Origin of the sequence: Streptomyces griseus subsp. griseus, from assembly GCF_000720255.1 — a bacterium.
Classification (GTDB): domain Bacteria; phylum Actinomycetota; class Actinomycetes; order Streptomycetales; family Streptomycetaceae; genus Streptomyces; species Streptomyces griseus_I.
In genome coordinates, this window is the sequence record NZ_JOJE01000001.1 from 234,755 (window position 1) to 257,285 (window position 22,531).

Sequence of the window (22,531 nt, forward strand, 5' to 3'; positions counted from 1 at the left end):
TCGCAGAGGCGCAGGGGCCCCGCATGTCCGGTGCGTAGGTACGGTCCGTCCCGACGCGAGGGGTCCGGCAGACGAGCTGCCGGACCCTTCCCGGGGCGACCCTTGCGGCGGCTGCCGCTGCTCAGACGTCGACGCTGTCCTTCGGGGCGCCTTCGCTCCCCGACTGCGCCGCCTCGGCCGCTGCCTGCTTCTTGGAGGCCCTGAGGCTGGTGATCGTGGTGACGATCAGGACCGCGCAGATCACACCGAGCGAGACGGGGATGCTGATCTCCGGGACGTGGACCCCGGACTCGTGCAGCGCGTGCAGCACCAGCTTGACGCCGATGAAGCCCAGGATGATCGACAGGCCGTAGGAGAGGTGGACCAGCTTCCTGAGCAGGCCGCCGATGAGGAAGTACAGCTGCCTGAGTCCCATCAGCGCGAAGGCGTTGGCCGTGAACACGATGTAGGGGTCCTGGGTGAGGCCGAAGATCGCGGGGATCGAGTCGAGCGCGAACAGGACATCGGTGGTGCCGATCGCGAGCATCACGACCAGCATCGGGGTCATGACCCGCTTGCCGTTCTGCTGGATCCACAGCTTGGTGCCGTGGTAGCGGTCGGCGACGCCGAACCTGCGCTCGGCGGCCTTGAGCAGCTTGTTCTCCTCCCAGTCCTCGTCGTCCTCGTCGGCCCGGGCCTCCTGGATGAGCTTCCAGGCGGTCCAGATGAGGAAGGCACCGAAGAGGTAGAACACCCACGAGAAGCTGGCGAGGATCGCGGCGCCCGCGGCGATGAAGATGGCCCGCAGGACCAGGGCTATGAGGACACCGATGAGCAGGACACGCTGCTGGTACTGCGACGGGACCGCGAACTTCGCCATGATCAGGACGAAGACGAAAAGGTTGTCGACGCTCAGGGACTTCTCGGTGATGAAGCCCGCGAAGAACTCGCCGGCGGGCTGGCCGCCGGCGAAGATCATCAGGCCCAGTCCGAAGAGACCGGCCAGCACGATCCAGACGACCGTCCAGATACCGGCTTCCTTGATCGAGACGTCGTGCGGCTTGCGGCCGATGAAGAAGTCGACCGCGATGAGGGCGGCAAGGCCCACGATGGTAAGGACCCACAGGGTCACTGAAACGTCCATTGCGCCTCCGGCAATACGTAACGGCAGGTAATCAGCGTCGTCGCGCTGCCGGAGGTCTCTTCCACCCCGGACTCCCGGGCGCTGGACGCGCCGGAGGTCCACGGGCCGACGCCCCGGGATCTGGCCTGATCCGTATTGACGGGTACGCCGCACAGACAGGGAGTACTCCCCTCCGTATGGAAAACAGTACCTCAATCACCAAGGAACGGTAAAGTGATTGGTAAAAGAAGTTCCAAACTGCCTGGTCAGAACGCTTTACGAGTGCTTGAGGGAGGCGCGGTCGGGCGTCAGCGGTTCCAGGAGCCGCGGGCCGTGGCGACCTGCGTGAGGACGTGCTGGAGGACCTGGCTGCCCGGCGGCACGAGCGAGGGCTCGTAGGTCCAGGTGTGCCCCACCCACGGGTCGGCGAGGTGGTCGTCGGCGACCGGGGTGAGCCGCAGCAGCGAGCGCCACAGCGGATCCAGCAACGGACCGTAACCGGCGGCGTCCTCGCGGTCGGCCACCATCATCAGATGGACACCGACGGCCGGCCCCTCGTCGGCGAGGTAGCGGAGCTGGGTCACGGCGCGGTCGTCGAAGCCGTGGGGGAAGTCGTTGACGACCAGCAGCTGCTGGGAGGTGTCGAAGCCGGGCGGCAGTGAGTCGGCCGCGCCGCCCCGCACCGCCATCTGCACCAGGTCGACGCGCTGGGTGAGCCGGGCGAGGACGTCCGCCACCCCGGCGGCACCGACGGCGGGCGGGCCGGCGAGGACACCGGACTGCACCAGCGGCACCAGCGTCTGCGCCGCCGAACCGGCCGGATCGGCGACGTGCACGGTGAACTCGCCGGCAGGATGGGCCGCGAGCAGCCGCGCGACGTGCGCCACGGCCGTTTCCATGGCCAGGCGGCGCAGGTCGTGGGAGTCGGTGAACGCGCCGTCGGACGAGCCGGTCCGCCCGCTGTCGATCCACAGCCCGCGCTCCAACGGCAACCGGACCAGCATCGGGATGCGCAGCGGCTCGGCCTCTGGCAGATGGAGCTCGCCGAGGCGCAGGGCCATGGGCATCTCCATCGGGACGCGGTAGCCGTGCCAGACGGGGTTGTCCCAGCCGGCATAGGCGGGCGGCAGCGCGGGTTCGACGACCTCGGCCTCGGCGACGAGCTGGGCGATGTCCCGGTCCAGGACCTGCCGGGCCTGGTCGACGAGCTGCGCGTACTTGGCGCGGGCCGCCTCGCGGGCGGCGTCACCCTGTCCGCCGATCCGGCTGCGCGGGTCGGACAGGACCTGGTCGAGCTCCTTCTCCATACGGGATTCGGCGAAGTCGACCGCGCTGCGGTAGGCGGCGGTGGTGCGGGCCAGGTCCTCGAACATGCCCCACACCTGGTTGTAGAGCCGCTCCTCCATGGTCCAGCCGGTCGCGTCACCGGCGACGGGCCGGGCCGGCTGCCCGGGCTGGGCCGGGGGTGCGGAGGGCGGGGGCGGCGGAGCCGAGTTCTGACGGCGGGGGTGACTGTAGTCGACGGGGCCGCCGACGGTGGGCGTGGCCGGCTGGCCGGTGGTGGAGGAGTCCGAGGGGGTCGGCCCGCCGGGGTAACCGGCCTGGGATCCGGCGGTGTTCTGGCCCTGGGTCGCGTAGGGCGAACCGCCCTGGTCCGGGCCGAGCGCCGGTGCGGCCGTCTGTCGGGAGCGGTCGCCGTCCGCCGTCCGTGACGGGGGTGCCGCGACCGAGCGGGCCACGCCCTGGGCGACCGCTTCGTTGATGCTGCCCGCCAGCTGCCGGGCCTGCTGCAGGCCCTGGTCGGCGAAGAGCGCGGCGAGGCCGCCGGCGTAGCCCTGGCCGACGGCGCGCACCTTCCAGGCGCCCTGCCGACGGTAGAGCTCCAGCGCGACGACCGCCGACTCGGCGTCCAGGCCGGTGATGGTGTAACTGGCGACCTCGGTGCCGTCCAGTGCGGTGATCACGAGGAACGGGGCGGCGACCGCTCCGAAGCTGACCGGCCCGCCGACGCCGGTGGGCAGGGCGAGCAGCACGGTGACACGGTGGACGGCTTCCGGCACTGCGTCCAGGTCCACCGCGAGCCGGTGGTCGGCTGCCGCCTGCCGGGAGACCTCGAGGCCGGGCTGGGTGGGCGCGCCGGGGTGCGCCACCCACTCGACGCCGTGGACCTTGCCCTGCTCGTCGCCGAGCGTGGCGCCGGCCACGACGGGCGTGCCGGCCGAGACCCGGATCTCGAGGCGGGCCTGGGAGAGCGGGTGGTTCTGCCCCCGCACCAGCTCGGCCGTCATCGCCTGTCGTCCCCCTGTGTCGTTGTGGTGTCGTGTGCCGCTCGCCGGCGTCCTACAGGTGCGGCAGGATCGCCGGCATCAGGTCCTGGAAGGTGCGACCGTTGGCCGGGGTACCGAGGGCCGTCATCGTCCAGCCCGGGCCCGTCCGGTGCACCTTCGCCATGATCTGGGCCGTGTAGGCGCCACCGCCCGCGAGCGTGTACCGGGCGAGTTCCTGGCCGTTGGTCTCGTCGACCAGGCGGCAGAACGCGTTCTGCACTTCCTGGAAGCTCTGGCCGGTGAAGGAGTTCACGGTGAAGACGATCTGGTCGATGTGGACCGGGATGCGCTGGAGGTCGACGAGGATCGCCTCGTCGTCGCCACCCTGGCCGACACCGCCGACGAGATTGTCGCCCGTGTGGCGCACGGAGCCGTCGTCACTCACGAGATGGCGGAAGAAGACGACGTCCACGGGCTGCTTGTCGGCGAACAGGACGGCCGAGGCGTCGAGGTCGATCTCCCGCGTACGCGAGCCGAACAGGCCGCGTCGCGGAGCCGCCTGCCAGCCGAGACCCATGCGCACCGCGGTCAGGCTGCCCCCGTCGTTCTTCTGCAGACTGATGGCCTGACCCTTGGTCATGTTGACGGTCACGCGCTGATTCCCCTCTCGGACTGTCCCCTGTTGCCGCGGAACCCGCGGTTGACCCGAACATTACGCAGGTGGGCCGAGCGTGCCGTACCCAGGCCCGCACTTTGTGTCGGTCTTGCAACACAGCGCGCTACGCCTGGGTCCGGCGGGACGGAAGGTCAGGCCAGGCCCGCTTCCCGCATCTGGCGGAGCTCCTTCTTCATTTCGGAGACCTCGTCCCTCAGACGGGCCGCGATCTCGAACTGGAGGTCGGCTGCGGCGGCGCGCATGCGCTCCGTCAGCTCCTCGATCTGCTCGGCGAGTTCGGCCGCCGGACGGTCGGTCGGCACGGTCGCCTTCGCCTTGCCCTTGGCGGGCTTCGCGGACTTCGCGCCCTTGGCCGCCTTGTCGCCGAGGGAGGGCACCGGGGCCTTGGTGCCGCGCCCGTCCTTCTTCGCGCGGTAGCCCGAGCCGAGCAGCTGCTCGGTGTCGACGTCCTCACGGGCGATCTGGGCGACGATGTCGTTGATCTTCTTGCGGAGCGGCTGCGGGTCGATGCCCTTCGCCGTGTTGTAGGCGGTCTGCTTCTCGCGGCGGCGGTTGGTCTCCTCGATGGCCCGCTCCATGCCGGGGGTGATCTTGTCGGCGTACATGTGGACCTGTCCGGAGACGTTGCGCGCCGCGCGGCCGATGGTCTGGATCAGCGAGGTGCCCGAGCGCAGGAAGCCCTCCTTGTCGGCGTCGAGGATCGCGACCAGGGACACCTCGGGCAGGTCGAGGCCCTCTCGGAGGAGGTTGATGCCGACCAGGACGTCGAACTCGCCGGCGCGCAGTTCACGCAGCAGCTCGACGCGGCGCAGCGTGTCGACGTCGCTGTGCAGGTAGCGCACCTGGATGCCGAGTTCCAGGAAGTAGTCCGTGAGGTCCTCGGCCATCTTCTTGGTGAGCGTGGTGACCAGGACGCGCTCGTCCTTCTCGACCCGCGTGCGGATCTCGTGGACCAGGTCGTCGATCTGCCCCTCGGTGGGCTTGACGACGACCTCCGGGTCGATGAGTCCGGTGGGGCGGATGATCTGCTCGACGACGCCGTCGCCGCGCGAGAGCTCGTACTTTCCGGGCGTCGCCGACAGATAGACGGTCTGCCCGATCCGCTCCTGGAACTCCTCCCACTTGAGAGGCCGGTTGTCGAGGGCGGAGGGCAGCCGGAAGCCATGATCGACGAGGGTGCGCTTGCGGGAGGCGTCGCCTTCGTACATGGCGCCGATCTGCGGAACGGTGACGTGGGACTCGTCGATGACGAGGAGGAAGTCGTCCGGGAAGTAGTCGAGCAAGGTGTTCGGCGGTGAGCCGGGTGAGCGGCCGTCGAAGTGCATCGAGTAGTTCTCGACGCCGGAGCAGGATCCGATCTGGCGGAGCATCTCGATGTCGTACGTCGTGCGCATCCGCAGGCGCTGGGCCTCCAGGAGCTTTCCCTGCTTCTCCAGCTCGGCCAGGCGCTCCCCCAGCTCCTTCTCGATGTCGTTGACGGCCCGCTCCAGGCGCTCGGGACCGGCGACGTAGTGGGAGGCCGGGAACACGTACAGCTGCTCGTCGTCGCTGATGATCTCGCCGGTGAGCGGGTGGAGCGTCGACAAGGCCTCGATCTCGTCGCCGAACATCTCGATGCGGACGGCGAGCTCCTCATAGACCGGGAAGATCTCGATGGTGTCCCCCCGGACGCGGAAGGTGCCGCGGGTGAACGCCAAGTCGTTGCGGGTGTACTGGATGTCGACGAAGCGGCGCAGCATCTCGTCCCGGTCGATCTCGTCGCCGACCCGGAGGGGCACCATGCGGTCCACGTACTCCTGCGGGGTACCGAGGCCGTAGATGCAGGAGACGGAGGCCACCACGACGACGTCGCGCCGCGTGAGGAGGGAGTTGGTCGCGGAGTGACGCAGGCGTTCGACCTCCTCGTTGATCGAGGAGTCCTTCTCGATGTAGGTGTCCGACTGCGGGACGTACGCCTCGGGCTGGTAGTAGTCGTAGTACGAGACGAAGTACTCGACGGCGTTGTTCGGCAGCAGCTCGCGGAACTCGTTCGCCAGCTGGGCGGCCAGCGTTTTGTTCGGCGCCATCACCAGGGTGGGGCGCTGGAGCTTCTCGATCATCCACGCGGTGGTGGCGGACTTTCCGGTGCCGGTCGCGCCCAGCAGGACGACGTCCTTCTCACCGGCCTCGATGCGTCGGGCCAGGTCGGCGATGGCCGTCGGCTGGTCGCCGCTGGGCTGGTAGGGGCTGACGACCTCGAAGGGCGCCACCGTGCGTTCGATGTGGGAAACGGGCCGCATGGAATCCACCGTACGACCCGCCACTGACAACCGGGGCCGATCAGCGGTTCTGCGGGGTGCGGGACTCCCTGTGACCGACCTTCCCCCGGGGACGCAGGGGGGCGGGCCGGGCGGAGTGGTGGACCGGGGTGTGCGCCGGTACACCCGGTTTGTGCTCGACGGGGGCCCAGTTCGGCTTGCCCAGGACCATCAGCGGGTCGCGGAGCACCACGACGCCCGCCAGGCAGAGGAAGGCGAGCGGGCCGATCAGCATCGGCGCGAGCAGCCCGGCGGGCGAGTCTCCCGTGCCGGGCCCGCCCGTGGCGTGGACGTGGACGGACAGGGCGGCCATGCCGGTGTAGTGCATGCCGCTGACGGCCAGCCCCATGACGAGGCTCGCGCCCACGCTCCACAGAAGTCCTCTGACCTGTCCGGCCGACCACAGGGCAGTGGTCGCGGCCACCATGGCGATGACGACGGACGCGGCGACGGTGAGGGTGTTGTACTCGAGCGTTCCGTTCAGGCGCAGGCCGGCCATGCCGAGGTAGTGCATCGAGGCGATGCCCAGACCGGTGATGGTGCCGCCGGTGAACAGGGCCGTTCCCGTGGCGCCCTTGTAGCCGATGATGAAGATCCCGACGCCCACCATCAGGATGGCGACGCCGAGGCTCGCGTACGTCGTCGGCTTGTCGTAGTGGATCGGCGCCCCTTCGACGGTGAAGCCCATCATCGCGACGAAGTGCATGGTCCAGATGCCGGAGCCGATCGCGGCCGAGGCGAGGGCGAGCCAGCCGGGCCGCCAGGAGTGCGTGACGAGCAGGGCCCGGGTGGTGCAGCGCAGACCGAGCGCACCACCGAGGCAGGCCATGACGTAGGCCACCAGTGGTGTGACGAGGCCGTAGCTGAATCCGTCGACCGTGCCCTGCATCCGCGACTGCCCTTCCCGCCCTGTTGTGTTCCGGAAACCCCTGGAATGAGTCCCCTGCCAGGACCGCACGAGCGGCCAGGGTTGACGAAAGAGAGTATGACCCCCACCGGAATGGTCGAACGATTTTCCGGCAAAGAAACACTTCCTTGCCGCACATGTGCGGCACCAGTGTGCGGGCTTGGAAAACTCCGTTCCTTCTGTGGCCATCCCGTGCCCCTCCGCCGTTGACCGTCTGCTGTCACAGTTGAGCTGTCCGTGATCATCAGACGCGAGGAGTACGCATGCACGCGCGCGCAGTTGCGGCCACGACCACCGCGCTCCTGGGTACCGCCGCCCTCCTGCTCCCCGCCCCCCACGCCCGGGCGGGCGTCACCACACGTCCTACCGTCATCGCACACCGGGGCGCTTCCGCGCTCGCGCCCGAGAACACACTGGCCGCCGTCGACAAGGCGGCCGAGCTGGGCGTCGCGTGGGTGGAGAACGACGTCCAGCGCACCCGGGACGGCGAGCTCGTGGTGATCCACGACGACAGTCTCCGGCGCACCACGAACGTCGAGGAGGTCTTCCCGGACCGTGCGCCCTGGAAGGTGAAGGACTTCACCACCGCCGAGATCGCGCGCCTCGACGCGGGCAGCTGGTTCGGCCCCGCGTACGCGGGCGTGCGTGTGCCGACGCTGGAGCAGTACGTGGAGCGGGTCGAGCGCCACCACCAGAAGCTGCTCCTGGAGGTCAAGAACCCCGAGCTGTATCCCGGCATCGAACGGCAGACCCTCAAGCTGCTCGGCAACGAGGGCTGGCTCGACCCGTGGCACCTCGCCGACCGGCTGATCGTCCAGAGCTTCAGCGCGGACAGCGTGCGCACGGTCCACGAGCTGAAGCCCGGCGTCAAGACCGGCTTCCTCGGTACGCCGTCCGTGACGGACCTCCCCGAGTACGCCGAGTTCGCCGATCAGGTCAATCCGTCGTACAGCTCCATCTCCAAGGGGTACGTCTCGGCGGTCCACGCCTTCACCGGGCCGCACGGGAGGCCGGTGGAGGTCTTCACCTGGACCGTCAACGACGCGGACACGACCCGGGCCGTCGCGGGTTACGACGTCGACGGCATCATCACCAACAAGCCGGACGTGGTGCGGGAGGCGCTGATGTCAGGAGCCTGACGGGCCCCGGTTCCAGGGTCGGGCGTTGTCAGCGGCGAGTCGTACGGTGGGGCCATGGACAGCAATGGGAAGTACGAGCAGCAGGTCGTGTGGGCCGTCGTCCCCACCGACATCGGCCCGCTGATGCTTGCCGCGACCCGCGAGGGGCTGGTCAACGTCGTCTTCCACGCCACGGACGCCGTGCGCGACAAGGCGCTGGACCGGCTCGCGTCCCGGTTGGGCACCGCGCCCGTCGAGGCGCCCGGCTCGCCGTTGCTGGCCGAGGCGATACGTCAGGTCGAGGCGTACTTCGCGGGGCGGCGGCGTGACTTCGAACTGCCGCTGGACTGGTCGCTGATCTCCGGCTTCAACCGGGAGGTGCTGCGCGAGCTGGCCTCCGGCGTTCCGTGCGGCACGGTCGTCGGGTACGGCGAGCTGGCCGGCCGGGTGGGTCAGCCGGGGGCCGCCCAGGCGGTGGGCGTGGCCATGGGGTCCAACCCGCTGCCGGTCGTCGTGCCCTGTCACCGGGTCGTGGAGAGCGGCGGCGGCATCGGCGGCTTCGGTGGCGGTCTGGAGACCAAGCGGCAGTTGCTCGCCCTTGAGGGTGTCCTGCCCGAGCCGCTCTTCTGAGGTGGCCGCGCCCGACGGCCCGGCATGCGTCGCGGGCTGGTGTCCTCCCCCACAGCTCGCACGGGTTTGACCGGGCGCGCCGCTCGCCAGGGATGAGGGAAGACGAGGGACAGGAGGCAGGCGCGTGGTGCTGGTGGTGTCGGAAGAGGTGCGGGAGGCGCTCGACGCGCGTCGCCCCGTGGTGGCCCTGGAGTCCACGATCATCGCGCACGGGCTGCCGCGCCCGCGCAACCTGCGGGTGGCGGAGGAACTGGAGGCGGCGGTACGGCAGGAGGGGGCCGTACCGGCGACCATCGCCGTACTGGACGGGCGGCCCCATGTCGGCCTGGACAAGGACCAATTGGATCGGATCGCGAACGAGGACGGCATCCGCAAGCTGGGCCATCGTGACCTGCCGCTCGCGGTGGCCTCCGGGGCGAGCGGGGCGACGACGGTGTCGGCGACCGCGCTGCTGGCGGCGCTGGCTGGGGTCCGGGTGTTCGCCACCGGCGGTCTCGGCGGGGTGCACCGGGAGTGGACGGTGACGCAGGACGAGTCGGCCGACCTGGGTCTTCTCGCGCGGACGCGGATCACTGTGGTGTGCGCGGGCGTGAAGTCGATCCTGGACGTCCCGGCGACCCTGCAGCGTCTGGAGACGCTCGGCGTCGCGGTGGCCGGCTACGGCACGGACCGCTTCCCCGGCTTCTACCTGTCCGACTCCGGACATCCCGTGGAGTGGAGGCTGGACACGCCGGAGCAGGCGGCGGAGGTGATGCGGGCGCAGGACACGTTGGACGTGCCGGAGTCGGCGCTGATCGTCGCCAACCCGGTTCCGGAGGAGGAGCAGCTCGATCCCGGCCTGCACGCGCGTGTCCTCGCCGACGCGCTGCACGCGTGCGAGGCGGAGGGGGTCACCGGCCAGGCGGTCACACCGTTCCTCCTGGACTACCTGGTGCGGCACACCGACGGTGCCTCGCTGAGCGCGAATCTGGCGGCGGTGCGCGGCAACGTACGGCTGGCGGGGCGGATCGCGGCGGCCTGGGCCGGCGCATGACCGTGCGGCGCGACAGCGCGCCGCGCCAGGGCGGTGCGCTGCTGGTCGTCGGGGACGTGGTGACGGACGTCGTCGCCCGGCACCGCGGGCCGCTCGCGCGGGGCACCGACACCGCCGCCACCATCCGGACCCTGCCGGGCGGGGCGGGCGCCAATATGGCGTGCTGGGCCGCACATTGGGGGTGGACGGACGTACGCCTGCTCGGCCGGGTGGGCAGCGACAGCGCGGTGTGGCACGAGCGGGAGCTGGTCGCCTGCGGGGTGCGACCGCTTCTGGTCAGGGACCCGGAGGCACCGACCGGCACGGTGGTCTGCATGGTCGACACGGACGCCTCGGCCGAGCGGACGTTCCTCACGGACAGCGGCGCGTCCCTGAGGCTGGAGCCCAGGGACTGGTCCGATGCGATGCTCGACGGGGTCGTCTGGCTTCACCTGTCGGGCTACCTGCTGTTCTCCGCCACCGGCCGGGCACTAGTGGCGGAGGCCCTGAGAGCGGCCCGCGCGCGTAGGGTGCCGGTGAGTCTGGACCCGGCCTCGGCGGGTTTCCTGGTGGAGCTGGGGGTCGACCGTTTCCTGGCGCTCGTCGACGGGGTCGAGGTCCTCCTGCCCAGCCGTGACGAGGCGTGTCTGCTGACGGGTCTGCCGGATACGGCGGACGCCGCCGTCCGGCTCAGTCGGCACATTCCGCTGGTGGTCACCAAGCAGGGCGCGGACGGTGCGCTCGTGGCTCGCGACGGCGCCGTGCTCACCCGAGTCTCCGCCCGGCCGACGACGCCCAGGGACACCACGGGGGCCGGTGACGCCTTCACCGGCGCGTTCATCGCCACGCTGCTCGCGGGCGGCGAACCGCAGGACGCGGCGGCGGAGGGATGCAGAGCGGGGGCACACGCGGTGGAACGGGTGGGCGGCCGTCCTCCCGCGGCGACATGACGGGCACCGTCTGATCAACACTGCGGTGCTTGCCCGGCTGCCTCCGGCTCGCTCACACCTTCCGCCCCCAGGCCGAGATCATCGGGGCCGTGGCCAGGTCCATGGTGCCGGACGCCACGTTGGCGAGGTGGCGGTCGATGTCCTCCTGCGTGGCCAGGCCGGCGGCGACCAGATCGCCACGGATCTGACGGATCGTCGCGGACTCCAGGGCCGCGCAGGCGGGCGAGGCGAGGGGAAACCAGGCGTCGGCCGTGACGTCGCGCAGCCCCGCCTCCCGCAGCAGACGCGGCAGTCTGCGGCCGTACGCCAGGTCGGCGCCGCGGTCGGAGAGCAGTCGGCGGAAGCCCTGGCGCAGCCGGTTCGCGAGCTGCTGCTCGGGGCCGTACTCGTCGGGGCAGGTCAGCGGCTGAAGGGCAGGGTCGGCGTCCTCGATCAGGATGCGTCCGCCGGGGCGCAGGGCCTTCACCATGGACCGCAACGCCCGGTCCCGGTCGGGTACGTGAACCAGGACGAGCCGGGCGTGCACCAGGTCGAAGCCCTCCCCCGGCGGCTCCTGCGCGCCGACGTCGTGGACGCGGACCTCGACCGGCGGCCGGGCGGCGGGGGTCAGCCGTGAGGTGTCGATGTCGGTCGCGACGACCTTGCCGGTCGGCCCGACCTTCTTGGCGAGCCAGGACACCACCGAGGTGCCGCCGGCGCCGACCTCCCAGCAACGCCAGCCGGAGCCGACGCCGAAGCCCTCGAGGTACCGGAAGGTCGTGGGATCGAAGAGGGTGGCGAAGGCGGTGAAACGCTCTGCCGCCTCGGTCTGGCGGTTGTCGAGGAGGTACCCGTCGGATCGCGTCATGCCGCGATCATCCCAGCTGCCCGCCTTGTCCGACGCGGTCGACGCGGTCGACGCTCCAGCAGGACACGGGGGGCGCCTCGGCAGGACAGAACAGGGCGGTCGCGGGAGGCCCTGGTGGTCCCGTTGTCCACAGCCGGGAACAAAGCGGAATGTTCCGTTTCCACAGGCTTACCCGGCACCTACGTCGGCCTGGCAAACTGGCGCGGCAGGCAGGGAATGCGGTGCGAGGAGAGTCACGCAAGGAGATCCAGATGTCCATGGCAGGGAATCTGCGGAAGGTCACCGGCCTCGGCGGGGTCGGCGGCCTCCGCAAGGTGGCACGGCTGGCCCGGCGACGCCCGCGGGTCGACCTGAGCCACCCCGCCAGGTCCCCGCTGGGCTCGTCGGTGGTGAACTGCGTGACCTACCGGGACGGTGTCCGGGACCCGGCCGGCGGCGACCTGGTCGACACGGTGGAGCGGGTCCGCAAGAGCGGCGACGGCTTCGTGTGGCTCGGTCTCCACGAACCCACGGACCAGGAGTTCGCAGGCATCGCCGAGCTCTTCGACCTGCATCCCCTGGCGGTCGAGGACGCGATCGAGGCCCACCAGCGTCCGAAGGTGGAGCGGTACGGCGACACTCTGTTCGCCGTGTTCAAGACGGTCTGCTACGTCGAGCACGAGGAGCTGACCGCGACGAGCGAGGTGGTGAACACCGGCGAGATCATGGTGTTCGTCGGCCGCGACTTCGCCATCACGGTGCGGCACGGCCGGCACGGCTCGCTGGGTCCGCTGCGCGAGGAGCTGGAGTCGGATCCGGGCCAGCTCACCAAGGGCCCGTCGGCTGTACTGCACGCGATCGCGGACCATGTGGTCGACGACTACCTCGACGTCATCGACGCGGTGCAGGCGGACATCGACCAGGTCGAGACGGACGTCTTCGCGGAGAACGGCGCACGGGCCGACCCGGGCCGTATCTACCAGCTCAAGCGGGAACTGCTGGAGCTGAAGCGGGCGGTGGTGCCGCTCGGCCGCCCGCTCAAAGAGCTGTCCGAACGGCCCACCCGGGCGGTCGAGCCGGAGATACAGGCGTACTTCCGCGATGTCTCCGACCATCTGCTGCGGGCCACGGAGCAGATCGCCGCCTTCGACGAACTACTGAACTCGATCCTGCAGGCGCACCTGGCTCAGGTCACGGTCGCGCAGAACGAGGACATGCGGAAGATCACGGCGTGGGCCGCGATCGTCGCCGTACCGACGATGGTGTGCGGGGTGTACGGCATGAACTTCAAGCACATGCCCGAACTCCACTGGCGGTACGGATACGGCATGGTCATCGGGGTGATATCCGTCGCCTGTCTGGTGCTCCACCGCGGCTTCCGGCGCAACGGCTGGCTCTGACCGGCCGCACGGCCGGGGACCGGTTTCAGTGCGGGGCGGTCCTGGCGTAGACGCTCTCGGCCCAGGAGCCGATCTGGTCCTCCGTCAGGTGCTGGGCGAGGTCGGACTCGCTGATCATGCCCACCAGGCGCTTGTCCTCGATGACGGGCAGCCGGCGGATCTGGTGCTCCTGCATCTCGTGGAGAACCTCACTGACGTCGGCGTCCGCGTCGATCCAGCGGGGGGTGCCCTGGGCCAGCTCACCGGCGGTCGTCTTGGCGGGGTCGTGTCCGAGGGCCACGCAGCCGACGACGATGTCGCGGTCGGTGAGGATGCCGCAGAGCCGTTCGTTCTGGTCGCTGATGGGCAGGGCGCCGACGTTCAGGTCGCGCATGAGCTCGGCGGCCCGGTCCAGGGTTTCGTGGGCGGGGATCCACTGGGCACCGCGGTGCATGATGTCTCGGGCGGTGGTCATGGGACACCTCCGGTGCCGGGCGGCCGGCGCGGCGCGGGCGCACCGCTGTTCCCGTCGCCCTTCATTCTCGCCGTCGCCGGGGGTCGGTGCACCCGGGGCCACACCCCCGACACTGCGGTACCCCCAGGACTCAGTCCGCCGCCCCGGGCAGCCCGCCCCACGCCGGATGCCGGGGATCGTCCGCCCGTACGAGGACGTCCGCCGTGCCTGCCGGGTCGGTCTCCCGCTCGTAGCGGGCGAAGGCGGGGAGGGTCCAGTGGTCGGTCTCGGGGGTGCGGCGGCGCAGGGCGCCCGAGGAGAGGAGGACGTGGACCGTCAGGTCGAAGGGGAACCAGTGGCGCAACAGGAGGGGACCGTGCAGCAGGAGGAAACCGCCGGGCGGGAGTCGGGAGTAGGGGCTGCGCGTGGCGCGGTCGGTGGCGGGATCCCAGAAGTCGGGCAGGATCCGCCCGTCGCCCCCGGCTTCGAGGGGGCCGAACACCTCACGCCAGAGGGCGCCGGTGTCGAACCAGCCGTTGTAATAGGCCTCGACGTCCTGGTGGCCGTATTCCAGCCGGAGCGAGGCCGGGCGCAGGAAGCCGTGTGTGTCGACGGTCAGCGAGGGCCGGCCGCGCAGACGGAGGGCCTCGGCGACCAGCGCCGCGAGGTCTCCGGGGCGGGCCGCCGGGGCACCGTCGAAGGCGATGCGCGGCCAGGGGCTGTCGTCGGCCGGCTTCAGGTCGAGCAGCCGCTCGGCGAGGAGGTCGCCGAGCCGGTCCCAGGTGATCGCTTCGAATCGCACACCGTCCATGATCCTGGTTCCCCGCCCGTGAAGGGGAATGAACCCGGTATGGCAGCCCTCGCTACTCCCCCGCCCCGCACCGGGCTTCTCGTCATCCAGCCGATCAGGAGGAAACACTGCGCCGACTGCCGTCGGGGGCCGCTGCCGCTGCTCCTCCTGGAGGACGGTGCGCCGCGGTGTCTGGACTGCGCCGATCTCGGCCACCTGGTGTTCCTGCCACGCGGGGACACGGCACTGACCCGCAGATCGCGGGAGGAGAGCACGCTGTCGGCGGTGGTCGTGCGCTTCAACCGGCGCAAGGGGCGCTACGAGCGGCAAGGCGTCCTCGTGGAGGAGGCGGGGCTGACGCGGGCCGAGGAGCGGTGCCTCGCGGACGCGGAGGCTCGTCGACGGCGGCGGGCCAGGGACGCTCGTCGGCGGGCGGCGCAGGACGCGCGGTTCATGGAGGCGTTCGCGGCGGAGATACGGCGGCTGCTTCCCGGCTGCCCCGAGGACCGGGCCCGGGCGATCGCGGCGCACGCCTCGGCGCGGGGCAGCGGGCGAGTCGGGCGCAGTGCCGCTGGGCGGGCGCTGTCCGAGGTCGCGGTGGTGTCGGCGGTCGTGGCCTCGGCACGGCATCTGGACACGCCGTACGACCAGCTGCTGATGAGCGGGCTGCCACGGCACGAGGCGCGACGGCGGATCGCGCCGGGAGTGGAGGCCGTGCTGCGGGGATGGGGCTGGGAGAGGGGGATCGGCCCCGCCGGATGAAGCCCGTCCGATGTGGCCCGCCGGATGCGGCCCGCCGGATGCGGCCCGCCGGAGCGGAGCCCGGAGAGAACCGGAAAGATCCCGGCCGGACATGGGAGTGGCAGTGGGAGTGGGAGCGGGAGCGGGAGCGACATGAACGACGAACCGTATGCCGTGCTGGCGGTGCTGGGCGCGCTCGGGACCGGGTTGGTGGCCGGCGTCTTCTGCGCCTTCTCCGCCTTCGTGATGAGAGGGCTCGCGGCGCTGCCTCCCGCCCAGGGCGTCGCCGCGATGAACGCGATCAACAGGGCGGCCCTGGGACCGGCGTTCATGATCGTGTTCCTGGGATCGGCGGGGTTGTGCGCGGTGACCGCGGTGGTGACGTTCGTGCTGTGGCCGGACGACGGAGCGGTGGAGTTGCTGCTGGGCAGCGGGCTGTACCTGGCCGGCGCGTTCGGGGTCACCGTCGTCGGCAACGTGCCCCGCAACGACGCGCTGATGAAGCTGGACCCGGTCACCGCGGAGGCGGCCGCCTACTGGCCCGCGTACGTGCGGCAGTGGACGGCGTGGAACCACCTCCGTACGGTCGCCTCCGCGTCCGCCGCGCTCTTCTTCGTCCTGGCGCTCACCTGACCCGGCAGAAAGCTCTTTCTCAATGGTGACCGGCCTCCTGCGTCTACGGCCGGTGGGACGTATCGTGGCCGGGAGAGTGCCGCCCGATGACGCTCGGCAGCCCGTCGTACGCGTACGCAAGGAAGACGGCCATGGCCGATCCCAAGGGATTCATGACCACACCGCGCCAGGACTGGCCCCGTCGGCCGGTCGAGGAGCGGGTCCGGGACTGGGACGAGGTGTACGTCCCCGGGGCACTGCTGCCCATCATCAGCAAGCAGGCCGACCGCTGTATGGACTGCGGCATCCCGTTCTGCCACGACGCCTGCCCGCTCGGCAACCTGATCCCCGAGTGGAACGACCTGGTCTCCCGGGAGGACTGGCAGAGGGCGAGCGACCGGCTGCACGCCACGAACAACTTCCCGGAGTTCACCGGGCGGTTGTGTCCGGCGCCGTGCGAGGCCGGCTGCGTGCTCGCCATCAACCAGCCCGCTGTCACCATCAAGAACGTCGAGTGCGCGATCGCCGACCGGGCCTGGGAGGACGGGTTCGCGCCGCCCCGGCCCCCGGACCGGCTCTCGGGACGCACGGTCGCGGTCATCGGTTCCGGACCGACGGGGCTCGCCGCGGCGCAGCAGCTGACCCGTGCCGGCCACACCGTCGCCGTGTACGAGAAGGCCGACCGGCTCGGCGGGCTCATGCGGTACGGCATCCCCGAGTTCAAGATGGAGAAGCGGCATCTGGAACGGCGGATCGAGCAGATGCGCGCGGAGGGGACCAAGTTCCGTACCTCGACGGCGGTGGGGCGGGACGTCGGGGCAGCCGAGCTGCGCGCCCGGTACGACGCCGTGGTGATCGCCACCGGCGCGACGGCGTGGCGGGAACTTCCCGTGCCAGGGCGGGAGTTGGCCGGAATACACCAGGCGATGGAGTATCTGCCGCTGGCCAACCGGGTGTGTGAGGGCGACCTGGAGGTCTCGCCGATGTCCGCTGCCGGGAAGCACGTGGTCATCGTGGGCGGTGGGGACACCGGGGCGGACTGTCTGGGGACGGCGGTGCGCGACGGCGCCGCGTCCGTGACCCAGCTCGACATCTACGCCCAGCCGGACGCGGAGCGCGACGAGGACGCGGAGCCCTGGCCGACGTACCCGAAGATCTACCGGCTGTCGGCCGCGCATGAGGAGGCCGGCGACCTGCGGACCGCACCGGCGGCGGACGCCGACGCGCGGCTGTTCGCGGCGTCCACGCTCCGCTTCACCGGGGAGGCGGACGGGCATGTGCGGTCGCTGCACCTGGTCGAGGTGGACGCGGGACGGCGCCCGAAGCCGGGCACCGCGCGGGCGCTCCCCGCCGACCTGGTGCTGCTCGCCCTGGGCTTCTCGGGGCCCGACCGCGAAGACGGGCTCATCGATCAGCTGGGGCTCGAATTGGAGCCGCGTGGCACGATCACCCGGGACGCCGGCTTCGCCACGAACGTGCCGGGCGTGTTCGTCGCCGGTGACGCCGGGCGCGGCCAGTCGCTGATCGTGTGGGCGATCGCGGAGGGGCGGGCGGTGGCCGCGGCGGTCGACCGTCATCTGACGGGGAGTTCACGGCTACCGGCGCCGATAACGGCGCACGACCGGCCGATGACCGTGTGAGGACAGAAGGCAGGCCGGTGATCAGCGGCGCTGGTCCGTGCCGGCCGCCCTCGGCGTGGCCAGGGCCAGGCGGTTCCAGGTGTTGATCGCGCGAAGAAGTACCGGGCCTGCCGCCAGACGGGCACCATGTGCAGCCGGTCCTCGCTCTCGCCGGCCTTGCGCGCCTCGTTGGCGTGCAGATACAGGCAGTACGCGCAGTGGTTGAGGTGCGAGGCGCGGATCTGGATCAGTTCGACGAGGGCCGGGTCGACACCCCGACGAGCCGCCTCGTCGAAATTGATGAGGGCGCGGAAGGCCATCGGGGCGGATTTCGCGAAGCGAGGCGGGGCCGTCCCGGCGTGAGCGTCGTCGCCGCCGTTGCCGTCGCCGCCGCCGTTGCCGTCATGCGTTCAACCTACGGCCGCGAAAGACCCCCGCTAGGGTGCATGTCGATGACAGAGTCATGGGTCAATTCAGCGGAGCGCGTCGGCGCAGACCTGCATCTGGAACTGGACGGTCCGGGCGGCCGGCGGGCCGCGCTCATCCGGGCGCTGCGCGATGCCGTGCGCAGCGGGCGGCTCGCGCCCGGCACCCGGCTGCCGCCCTACCGCTCGCTCGCCGCCGACCTGGGCCTCGCCCGCAACACGGTGTCGGACGCCTACGCGGAACTCGTCGCCGAGGGCTGGCTCACCGCGCGTCAGGGCTCGGGCACCCGGGTCGCCGCGCGTGCGGAACCCCTGCGCCCGCCCGCGCGCATCCCCAAGACGCCCGGCGCACCCCCACACGCGCGTGCGCCGCGCCACGACCTGCGTCAGGGCACCCCGGACGCGTCGTCGTTCCCGCGGTCCGCCTGGGCCACCTCCTACCGACGGGCGCTCCAGAAGGCCCCCAACCAGGTGTTCGGCCCCGGCGACCCGGCCGGCCGGACCGAGTTGCGGGAGGCCCTCACCGAGTACCTGGCACGCGCGCGTGGCGTCCGTACGGAGCCGGGCCGGATCGTCGTCTGCTCGGGCTTCGCGCACGCGCTGCGCCTGCTCTTCGGGGGCCGGGTGCTGCGCGGCCCGCTCGCCGTGGAGGCGTACGGCCTGGGCTTCCACCGGGGACTGCTCGCGGAGGCGGGCGTACGGACCGTACCCCTCCCCCTGGACGAACACGGGGCGAGGGTCGAGCGGTTGGGGCGCGAGCGGGCCGTACTCCTCACGCCGGCGCACCAGTTCCCGACCGGCGGCCCGCTGCACCCCATGCGCAGGGCGGCGGTGATCGACTGGGCACGCGCACGTGACGGAGTGATCATCGAGGACGACTACGACGGCGAGTTCCGCTACGACCGCAAGCCCGTCGGCGCGCTCCAGGGCCTCGACCCCGAGCGGGTGATCCACATCGGCTCCGTCAGCAAGAGCCTGTCACCGGCGCTGCGCCTGGGGTGGATGGTCCTGCCGCAGCGGTACGTCGCCGGCGTCCTCGATGCCAAGGGCGAGCGGGAGGCGTGGGCGAGCGCCCTCGACCAGCTGAGTCTTGCGGACTTCATCGTCTCCGGTGCCTACGACCGTCATGTGCGGCGCATGCGCCAGCGGTACCGGGTCCGCCGGGACCGGCTGGTCGCGGCACTGGCCGACCAGGCGCCGCACATCGAGGTCGCCGGGATCGCGGCCGGACTGCACGCGGTGCTGCGGCTGCCGCCCGGCACCGAGCCGTCCGCCGTCGAGGCGGCCACCGGCCAGGGCGTGGCCCTGGACGGCCTGGCCGCGTTTCGTCACCCGGAGACGGACATGGCAGTGCGCGACGGGCTGGTGGTGGGGTACGCGACCCCCGCGGAACACGCGTACGCGGCGGCACTCGAAGCGCTGTGCGCCACGCTGCCGCCACGCCGGCCGTAGGCGGAGGGGCAGCTGGGTACCGCGCGGCGGGCGCCGATGGCGCCCGCCACCACCACCTGCCCCCGCGCCACCACTATCGCCCGCCCCCGCGCCGGCGCCACCGCCCGCCCCCCGCGCCGGCGCCACCGCCCGTCCCCGTGCCGGCGCCCGCGCGCCCGCGCCGCGCCCGCCGCGTCCTGCCCCCTACGCCTTGCGCCCCACCGCCCCGTACCCCGGGATCACCCCGTCGTCCTGGCCCGGGATCGGCTCGCCGAGGTCCGGGTGCCACTCGTGGACCACGGCGACCCCCGGCTCGACCAGTTCGAGTCCCTCGAAGAACCGGCCGAACTCGTCGCGGGAGCGCAGCGCCAGGGTGACGCCGGCGGCCTTCAGCTTCTCCGTCGCCGCGGCCGACTCCTCCGGAGTGAAGTCGGCGGTGGCGTGGGTCATCATCAGGTAGCTGCCTGACGGGAGTTCGGACAGCAGCCGGTCGACGAGCTCGTGCGCTCCGTCCTCGTCCGAGATGAAGTGCAGCAACGCGACCAGGGAGAGGGCCACGGGCCGGGAGAAGTCCAGGACCTTCCGGGCCCCGTCCACGATGGCGGCCGGATCGCGCACGTCGGCCTGGAGGTACTCGGTGACGCCCGCAGGCGTGCTGCGCAGCAGCGCTGCCGCGTGGGCGAGCACGATCGGGTCGTTGTCGCAGTAGACGACGCGGGCGTCGGGCGCGATCTGCTGGGCCACCTGGTGCAGGTTCGGCTCGGTCGGGATGCCCGTGCCGACGTCCAGGAACTGCCGTACGCCGTTCTTGGCGAGCCAGCGGGTGGCCCGGTGCATGAACGCGCGGTTGACTCGTGCCATCACGGGCACGCGGGGGTCGAGGGCGAGCATCTGCCGGCCCATCGCCTCATCGACGGGGTAGTTGTCCTTGCCGCCGAGATACCAGTCGTACATCCGTGCGGGATGCGGTCTGCTGGTGTCGATCTCTGCGGCCGCGTTCGGGTCCAGCCCGGTCATGAGGCACTCCATAAGACACAAAGGGTGATCAATTCAGCACCACAATAAGGAAGTTCAGAAAAGAAGCGGCAATCACGTCAGGACAGCAGGAAGTCCGCCTCTCCCGCCTTCGCTCCCTGGATGAAGGCCGTCATCTCGTCGGTGGTGTAGATCAACGCGGGACCGTCCGGGTCGGTGGACTGGCGGACGGCGATCCTGCCGTCGGCGAGCTTCATCGCCTCCAGACAGTTCCCGCCGTTACCGCCGCTCCACGGCTTGTGCCAGCCTTCGCTGCCCAAGTCACGCGCGGGCATGCCGTTGTAGACCTGTTTGCGCGGCTTGATGCGATCCATTCACAGCTCCTTGCGGAGATCCCGGAGGATCTCCTTCGTGCGATGTGCAGTAGCGGCCTGCGCCGCCATGCGGTCCATGACCTCGAGGTGGGTCGCCACCTCGGTGCGGCCGTCCAGATAGACGGCGCCGGTCAGGTACTCGCTGTAGACCATGTCCGGAAGTTCGGGCATGGCGAATCGGAACAGCACGAAGGGTCCGTACGTGCCGGGGTGCGGCCCGCTGGCGAACGGGGCGACCTGGACGGTCACGTTGGACAGCTTCGTGATGTCGAGCAGTTTGTCGATCTGGGCGCGCATCACCTCCGGGCCGCCGACGGGGCGGCGCAGCACGGTCTCGTCCATCACGACCCAGAGCCGGGGCGCGCCCTGCCGAGTGAGCAGTTCCTGGCGTTGCATGCGCAGTTCTACGAGGCCCTCGATGTCCTCCGGCCGGGTCTGCCCGACGGCTCCGGAGGTCAGCACCCCGCGCGCGTAGTCCTCGGTCTGCAACAGGCCCGGCACGAAGTGGGGTTCGTACTGTCGGATGAGGGCGGCCGCCCCCTCGAGGCTGACGTGCATCGAGAACCAGCCGGGCAGGACGTCGTGGAAGCGCTGCCACCAGCCGGGCTGGTTGGCCTCCTCGGCCAGCTGGACGAAGGAGTCGGCCTCATGGTCGGAGACGCCGTAGGCCTTCAGCAGCAGCTGGAGATAGGGGATCTTGAGCGCGACCTCGGCCATCTCCATACGACGGACGGTGGCGGGCGCGACACGCAGTATGCGGGCGGCCTCCTCGCGCTTGAGCCCGGCGCGCTCCCGCAGATCCAGCAGGCGCCGGCCGAGGACGACCTGTCCGACCGTCGGCGCGGACCGCGGTTCACTCACGCTCCACCTCCACGAAGAACCCTGACAGCCCGGCTGCACCGGGGCGTTGGCGCCCGGTCGGCCCGGTGGCGACGTATCGACACAGACTGCTGACACTGATACGGCGCCATTCGAAGACCCGTTCGAAGATCCGTGCGGATCTCCGGCGATCCCAACTGGCGCCGCGTCACATGCTGTTGCGAGCAGTGTGCCACGGCCTTCCACCGCGTCACACAGCACTCTGCAATTTTCAGAGTGACACTTGCCAAGTGTTCACGGCGGGGCGATAGTGGCAAGCGTGATTCCGTCCGCGCCCTTAGGAACAGACGCCGCCGCAGGCCGCCCCCTCGGTCTCGGTGCCGCCCCGGCGGTGGGCCCCGAAAGGGTCGCTGTCGAGCGCCGGTTCCGTTTCGAGCTGGCCGCACACCCGGGTTCTCCCGCGCAGGCCAGACGCCTGACGAGGGCCCGGCTGACCGGCTGGTCCATATGCGAGGACACCTGCGACACGGCCGCTCTGGTCGTCACCGAACTGGTCACCAACGCGATCGTCCACACCGCGAGCAACGTCGTCGTCTGTGAGCTGAACGACGGCGACGACATGGTGCGCATAGCCGTGCGTGACGAGGGCTGCACTCCTGGTGAGCCCCACCCGTCCCCGCAGCGGGCCGAGGAGGAGCACGGGAGGGGGCTGCTCCTCGTCGACGCCCTCTGTCACGCCTGGGGCGCCCAGGAACACGGGCCCGGACTGCTCGTCTGGGCCGAGCTGCCGCGCACGGCCGACCCCGTCGACGACGCGGACCCCGCCGCCGGCATCGACGCCTGGGCCGACATCGACCACTGCGCCGAGGTCAGGCCCTCCCCCGACGGCGATCACGACGAGCCCAGCAACGATCTGGGCTGGGGTACCCGTCCGAAGCCCGGCGGCCCGTCCGACGGCTCGGGCGACGGCACCGGTCCGGCCCGCCAGGCGCACCGCGCGTCCGAGGACGCTCCGGCCCCGTCCCCGGACGCGCCGAACTCGACGACCGCTCCGGCCGCTCTGATCTCTCCGAGCGCGCAGGACGCCGCCGATCCCGGCCGAGAGCGGGGCAGGGCGTGAGCGCCGC

At 71.1% G+C, this 22,531-nt stretch carries 21 protein-coding genes and 1 pseudogene; 10 read left to right on the forward strand and 12 right to left on the reverse strand.

Going from position 1 to position 22,531, the window contains the following annotated elements; genetic code table 11:
• Positions 1 to 121: 121 nt before the first annotated feature.
• The 5 genes from IG99_RS01080 to IG99_RS51885 all read right to left on the reverse strand — a co-directional run bounded on the left by IG99_RS01080 (position 122) and on the right by IG99_RS51885 (position 7,231).
• Positions 122 to 1,123, reverse strand: a complete 1,002-nt coding sequence (locus IG99_RS01080; RefSeq protein WP_037668617.1) for a TerC family protein — start codon at positions 1,121 to 1,123, stop codon at positions 122 to 124.
• Positions 1,124 to 1,410: 287 nt separating this feature from the next.
• Complete coding sequence (locus tag IG99_RS01085) at positions 1,411 to 3,390, reverse strand: TerD family protein (RefSeq protein ID WP_037668618.1); 1,980 nt, start codon at positions 3,388 to 3,390, stop codon at positions 1,411 to 1,413.
• 52 nt (positions 3,391 to 3,442) lie between these two features.
• Positions 3,443 to 4,021, reverse strand: coding sequence for a TerD family protein (locus IG99_RS01090; protein ID WP_037668620.1), 579 nt, complete (start codon positions 4,019 to 4,021; stop codon positions 3,443 to 3,445).
• Between the two features lie 155 nt (positions 4,022 to 4,176).
• The gene (gene uvrB / locus IG99_RS01095) at positions 4,177 to 6,324 is read right to left on the reverse strand and encodes an excinuclease ABC subunit UvrB (protein ID WP_037668623.1); all 2,148 of its coding nucleotides are present in this window, start codon (positions 6,322 to 6,324) and stop codon (positions 4,177 to 4,179) included.
• Between the two features lie 40 nt (positions 6,325 to 6,364).
• Positions 6,365 to 7,231 (reverse strand): MHYT domain-containing protein, encoded by an 867-nt coding sequence (locus tag IG99_RS51885; RefSeq protein ID WP_037668625.1) that lies wholly within the window; start codon positions 7,229 to 7,231, stop codon positions 6,365 to 6,367.
• 281 nt (positions 7,232 to 7,512) lie between these two features.
• Between IG99_RS51885 and IG99_RS01105 the strand changes: the two genes are divergently transcribed.
• The 4 genes from IG99_RS01105 to IG99_RS01120 all read left to right on the forward strand — a co-directional run bounded on the left by IG99_RS01105 (position 7,513) and on the right by IG99_RS01120 (position 10,959).
• Complete coding sequence (locus IG99_RS01105; protein WP_037668626.1) at positions 7,513 to 8,388, forward strand: glycerophosphodiester phosphodiesterase; 876 nt, start codon at positions 7,513 to 7,515, stop codon at positions 8,386 to 8,388.
• A gap of 54 nt (positions 8,389 to 8,442) precedes the next feature.
• Positions 8,443 to 8,997 (forward strand): methylated-DNA--[protein]-cysteine S-methyltransferase, encoded by a 555-nt coding sequence (locus tag IG99_RS01110; protein WP_037668627.1) that lies wholly within the window; start codon positions 8,443 to 8,445, stop codon positions 8,995 to 8,997.
• A 124-nt stretch (positions 8,998 to 9,121) separates the two neighbouring features.
• On the forward strand, positions 9,122 to 10,030 hold the full coding sequence (locus IG99_RS01115) for a pseudouridine-5'-phosphate glycosidase (RefSeq protein ID WP_037668628.1): 909 nt from the start codon (positions 9,122 to 9,124) through the stop codon (positions 10,028 to 10,030).
• On the forward strand, positions 10,027 to 10,959 hold the full coding sequence (locus IG99_RS01120) for a carbohydrate kinase family protein (RefSeq protein ID WP_037668629.1): 933 nt from the start codon (positions 10,027 to 10,029) through the stop codon (positions 10,957 to 10,959). The genes IG99_RS01115 and IG99_RS01120 overlap by 4 nt, the downstream gene beginning before the upstream one ends.
• 52 nt (positions 10,960 to 11,011) lie before the next feature.
• Here the strand turns inward: IG99_RS01120 and IG99_RS01125 are convergent, their stop codons facing one another.
• A complete protein-coding gene (locus tag IG99_RS01125) occupies positions 11,012 to 11,806 on the reverse strand; it encodes a methyltransferase (RefSeq protein WP_037668631.1) in 795 nt (264 codons plus the stop codon).
• Between the two features lie 251 nt (positions 11,807 to 12,057).
• Here IG99_RS01125 and IG99_RS01130 point away from each other — a divergent pair, with 251 nt between their 5' ends.
• Complete coding sequence (locus IG99_RS01130) at positions 12,058 to 13,185, forward strand: magnesium and cobalt transport protein CorA (protein ID WP_037668633.1); 1,128 nt, start codon at positions 12,058 to 12,060, stop codon at positions 13,183 to 13,185.
• A gap of 25 nt (positions 13,186 to 13,210) precedes the next feature.
• On the opposite strand, the gene IG99_RS01135 is transcribed toward IG99_RS01130, so the two are convergent.
• Together IG99_RS01135 and IG99_RS01140 are read right to left on the reverse strand one after the other, a co-directional pair.
• Complete coding sequence (locus IG99_RS01135; protein WP_037668634.1) at positions 13,211 to 13,639, reverse strand: CBS domain-containing protein; 429 nt, start codon at positions 13,637 to 13,639, stop codon at positions 13,211 to 13,213.
• A gap of 130 nt (positions 13,640 to 13,769) precedes the next feature.
• Positions 13,770 to 14,429 carry a nucleoside/nucleotide kinase family protein gene (locus IG99_RS01140; protein ID WP_199815430.1) on the reverse strand — a complete coding sequence of 220 codons (660 nt, stop codon included), beginning with the start codon at positions 14,427 to 14,429 and terminating at the stop codon, positions 13,770 to 13,772.
• Positions 14,430 to 14,468: 39 nt separating this feature from the next.
• On the opposite strand from IG99_RS01140, the gene IG99_RS01145 reads away from it, so the two are divergent.
• The 3 genes from IG99_RS01145 (at position 14,469) to IG99_RS01155 (ending at position 17,401) form a co-directional block, all read left to right on the forward strand.
• Positions 14,469 to 15,170: a DUF2293 domain-containing protein gene (locus tag IG99_RS01145; RefSeq protein WP_037668637.1), complete on the forward strand. Its 702-nt coding sequence runs from the start codon at positions 14,469 to 14,471 to the stop codon at positions 15,168 to 15,170.
• Between the two features lie 132 nt (positions 15,171 to 15,302).
• On the forward strand, positions 15,303 to 15,782 hold the full coding sequence (locus IG99_RS01150; protein WP_037668639.1) for an anthrone oxygenase family protein: 480 nt from the start codon (positions 15,303 to 15,305) through the stop codon (positions 15,780 to 15,782).
• A 131-nt stretch (positions 15,783 to 15,913) separates the two neighbouring features.
• Positions 15,914 to 17,401 (forward strand): glutamate synthase subunit beta, encoded by a 1,488-nt coding sequence (locus IG99_RS01155; RefSeq protein WP_037668641.1) that lies wholly within the window; start codon positions 15,914 to 15,916, stop codon positions 17,399 to 17,401.
• Between the two features lie 21 nt (positions 17,402 to 17,422).
• On the opposite strand, the pseudogene IG99_RS44935 reads toward IG99_RS01155, so the two are convergent.
• Positions 17,423 to 17,700 (reverse strand): annotated as a pseudogene (locus IG99_RS44935) (carboxymuconolactone decarboxylase family protein).
• Between the two features lie 132 nt (positions 17,701 to 17,832).
• On the opposite strand from IG99_RS44935, the gene pdxR reads away from it, so the two are divergent.
• A complete protein-coding gene (pdxR, locus tag IG99_RS01160; protein WP_037669556.1) occupies positions 17,833 to 19,257 on the forward strand; it encodes a MocR-like pyridoxine biosynthesis transcription factor PdxR in 1,425 nt (474 codons plus the stop codon).
• Positions 19,258 to 19,440: 183 nt separating this feature from the next.
• Here pdxR and IG99_RS01165 read toward each other — a convergent pair whose 3' ends face one another.
• The 3 genes from IG99_RS01165 to IG99_RS01175 form a co-directional block, all read right to left on the reverse strand.
• Positions 19,441 to 20,253 (reverse strand): SAM-dependent methyltransferase, encoded by an 813-nt coding sequence (locus IG99_RS01165; RefSeq protein WP_037668644.1) that lies wholly within the window; start codon positions 20,251 to 20,253, stop codon positions 19,441 to 19,443.
• A gap of 77 nt (positions 20,254 to 20,330) precedes the next feature.
• Positions 20,331 to 20,585: a DUF397 domain-containing protein gene (locus IG99_RS01170; RefSeq protein ID WP_037668646.1), complete on the reverse strand. Its 255-nt coding sequence runs from the start codon at positions 20,583 to 20,585 to the stop codon at positions 20,331 to 20,333.
• Positions 20,586 to 21,446 carry a helix-turn-helix domain-containing protein gene (locus tag IG99_RS01175; protein WP_037668648.1) on the reverse strand — a complete coding sequence of 287 codons (861 nt, stop codon included), beginning with the start codon at positions 21,444 to 21,446 and terminating at the stop codon, positions 20,586 to 20,588.
• A 241-nt stretch (positions 21,447 to 21,687) separates the two neighbouring features.
• Here IG99_RS01175 and IG99_RS01180 point away from each other — a divergent pair, with 241 nt between their 5' ends.
• On the forward strand, positions 21,688 to 22,524 hold the full coding sequence (locus IG99_RS01180; protein WP_078947478.1) for an ATP-binding protein: 837 nt from the start codon (positions 21,688 to 21,690) through the stop codon (positions 22,522 to 22,524).
• Positions 22,525 to 22,531 lie beyond the last annotated feature (7 nt).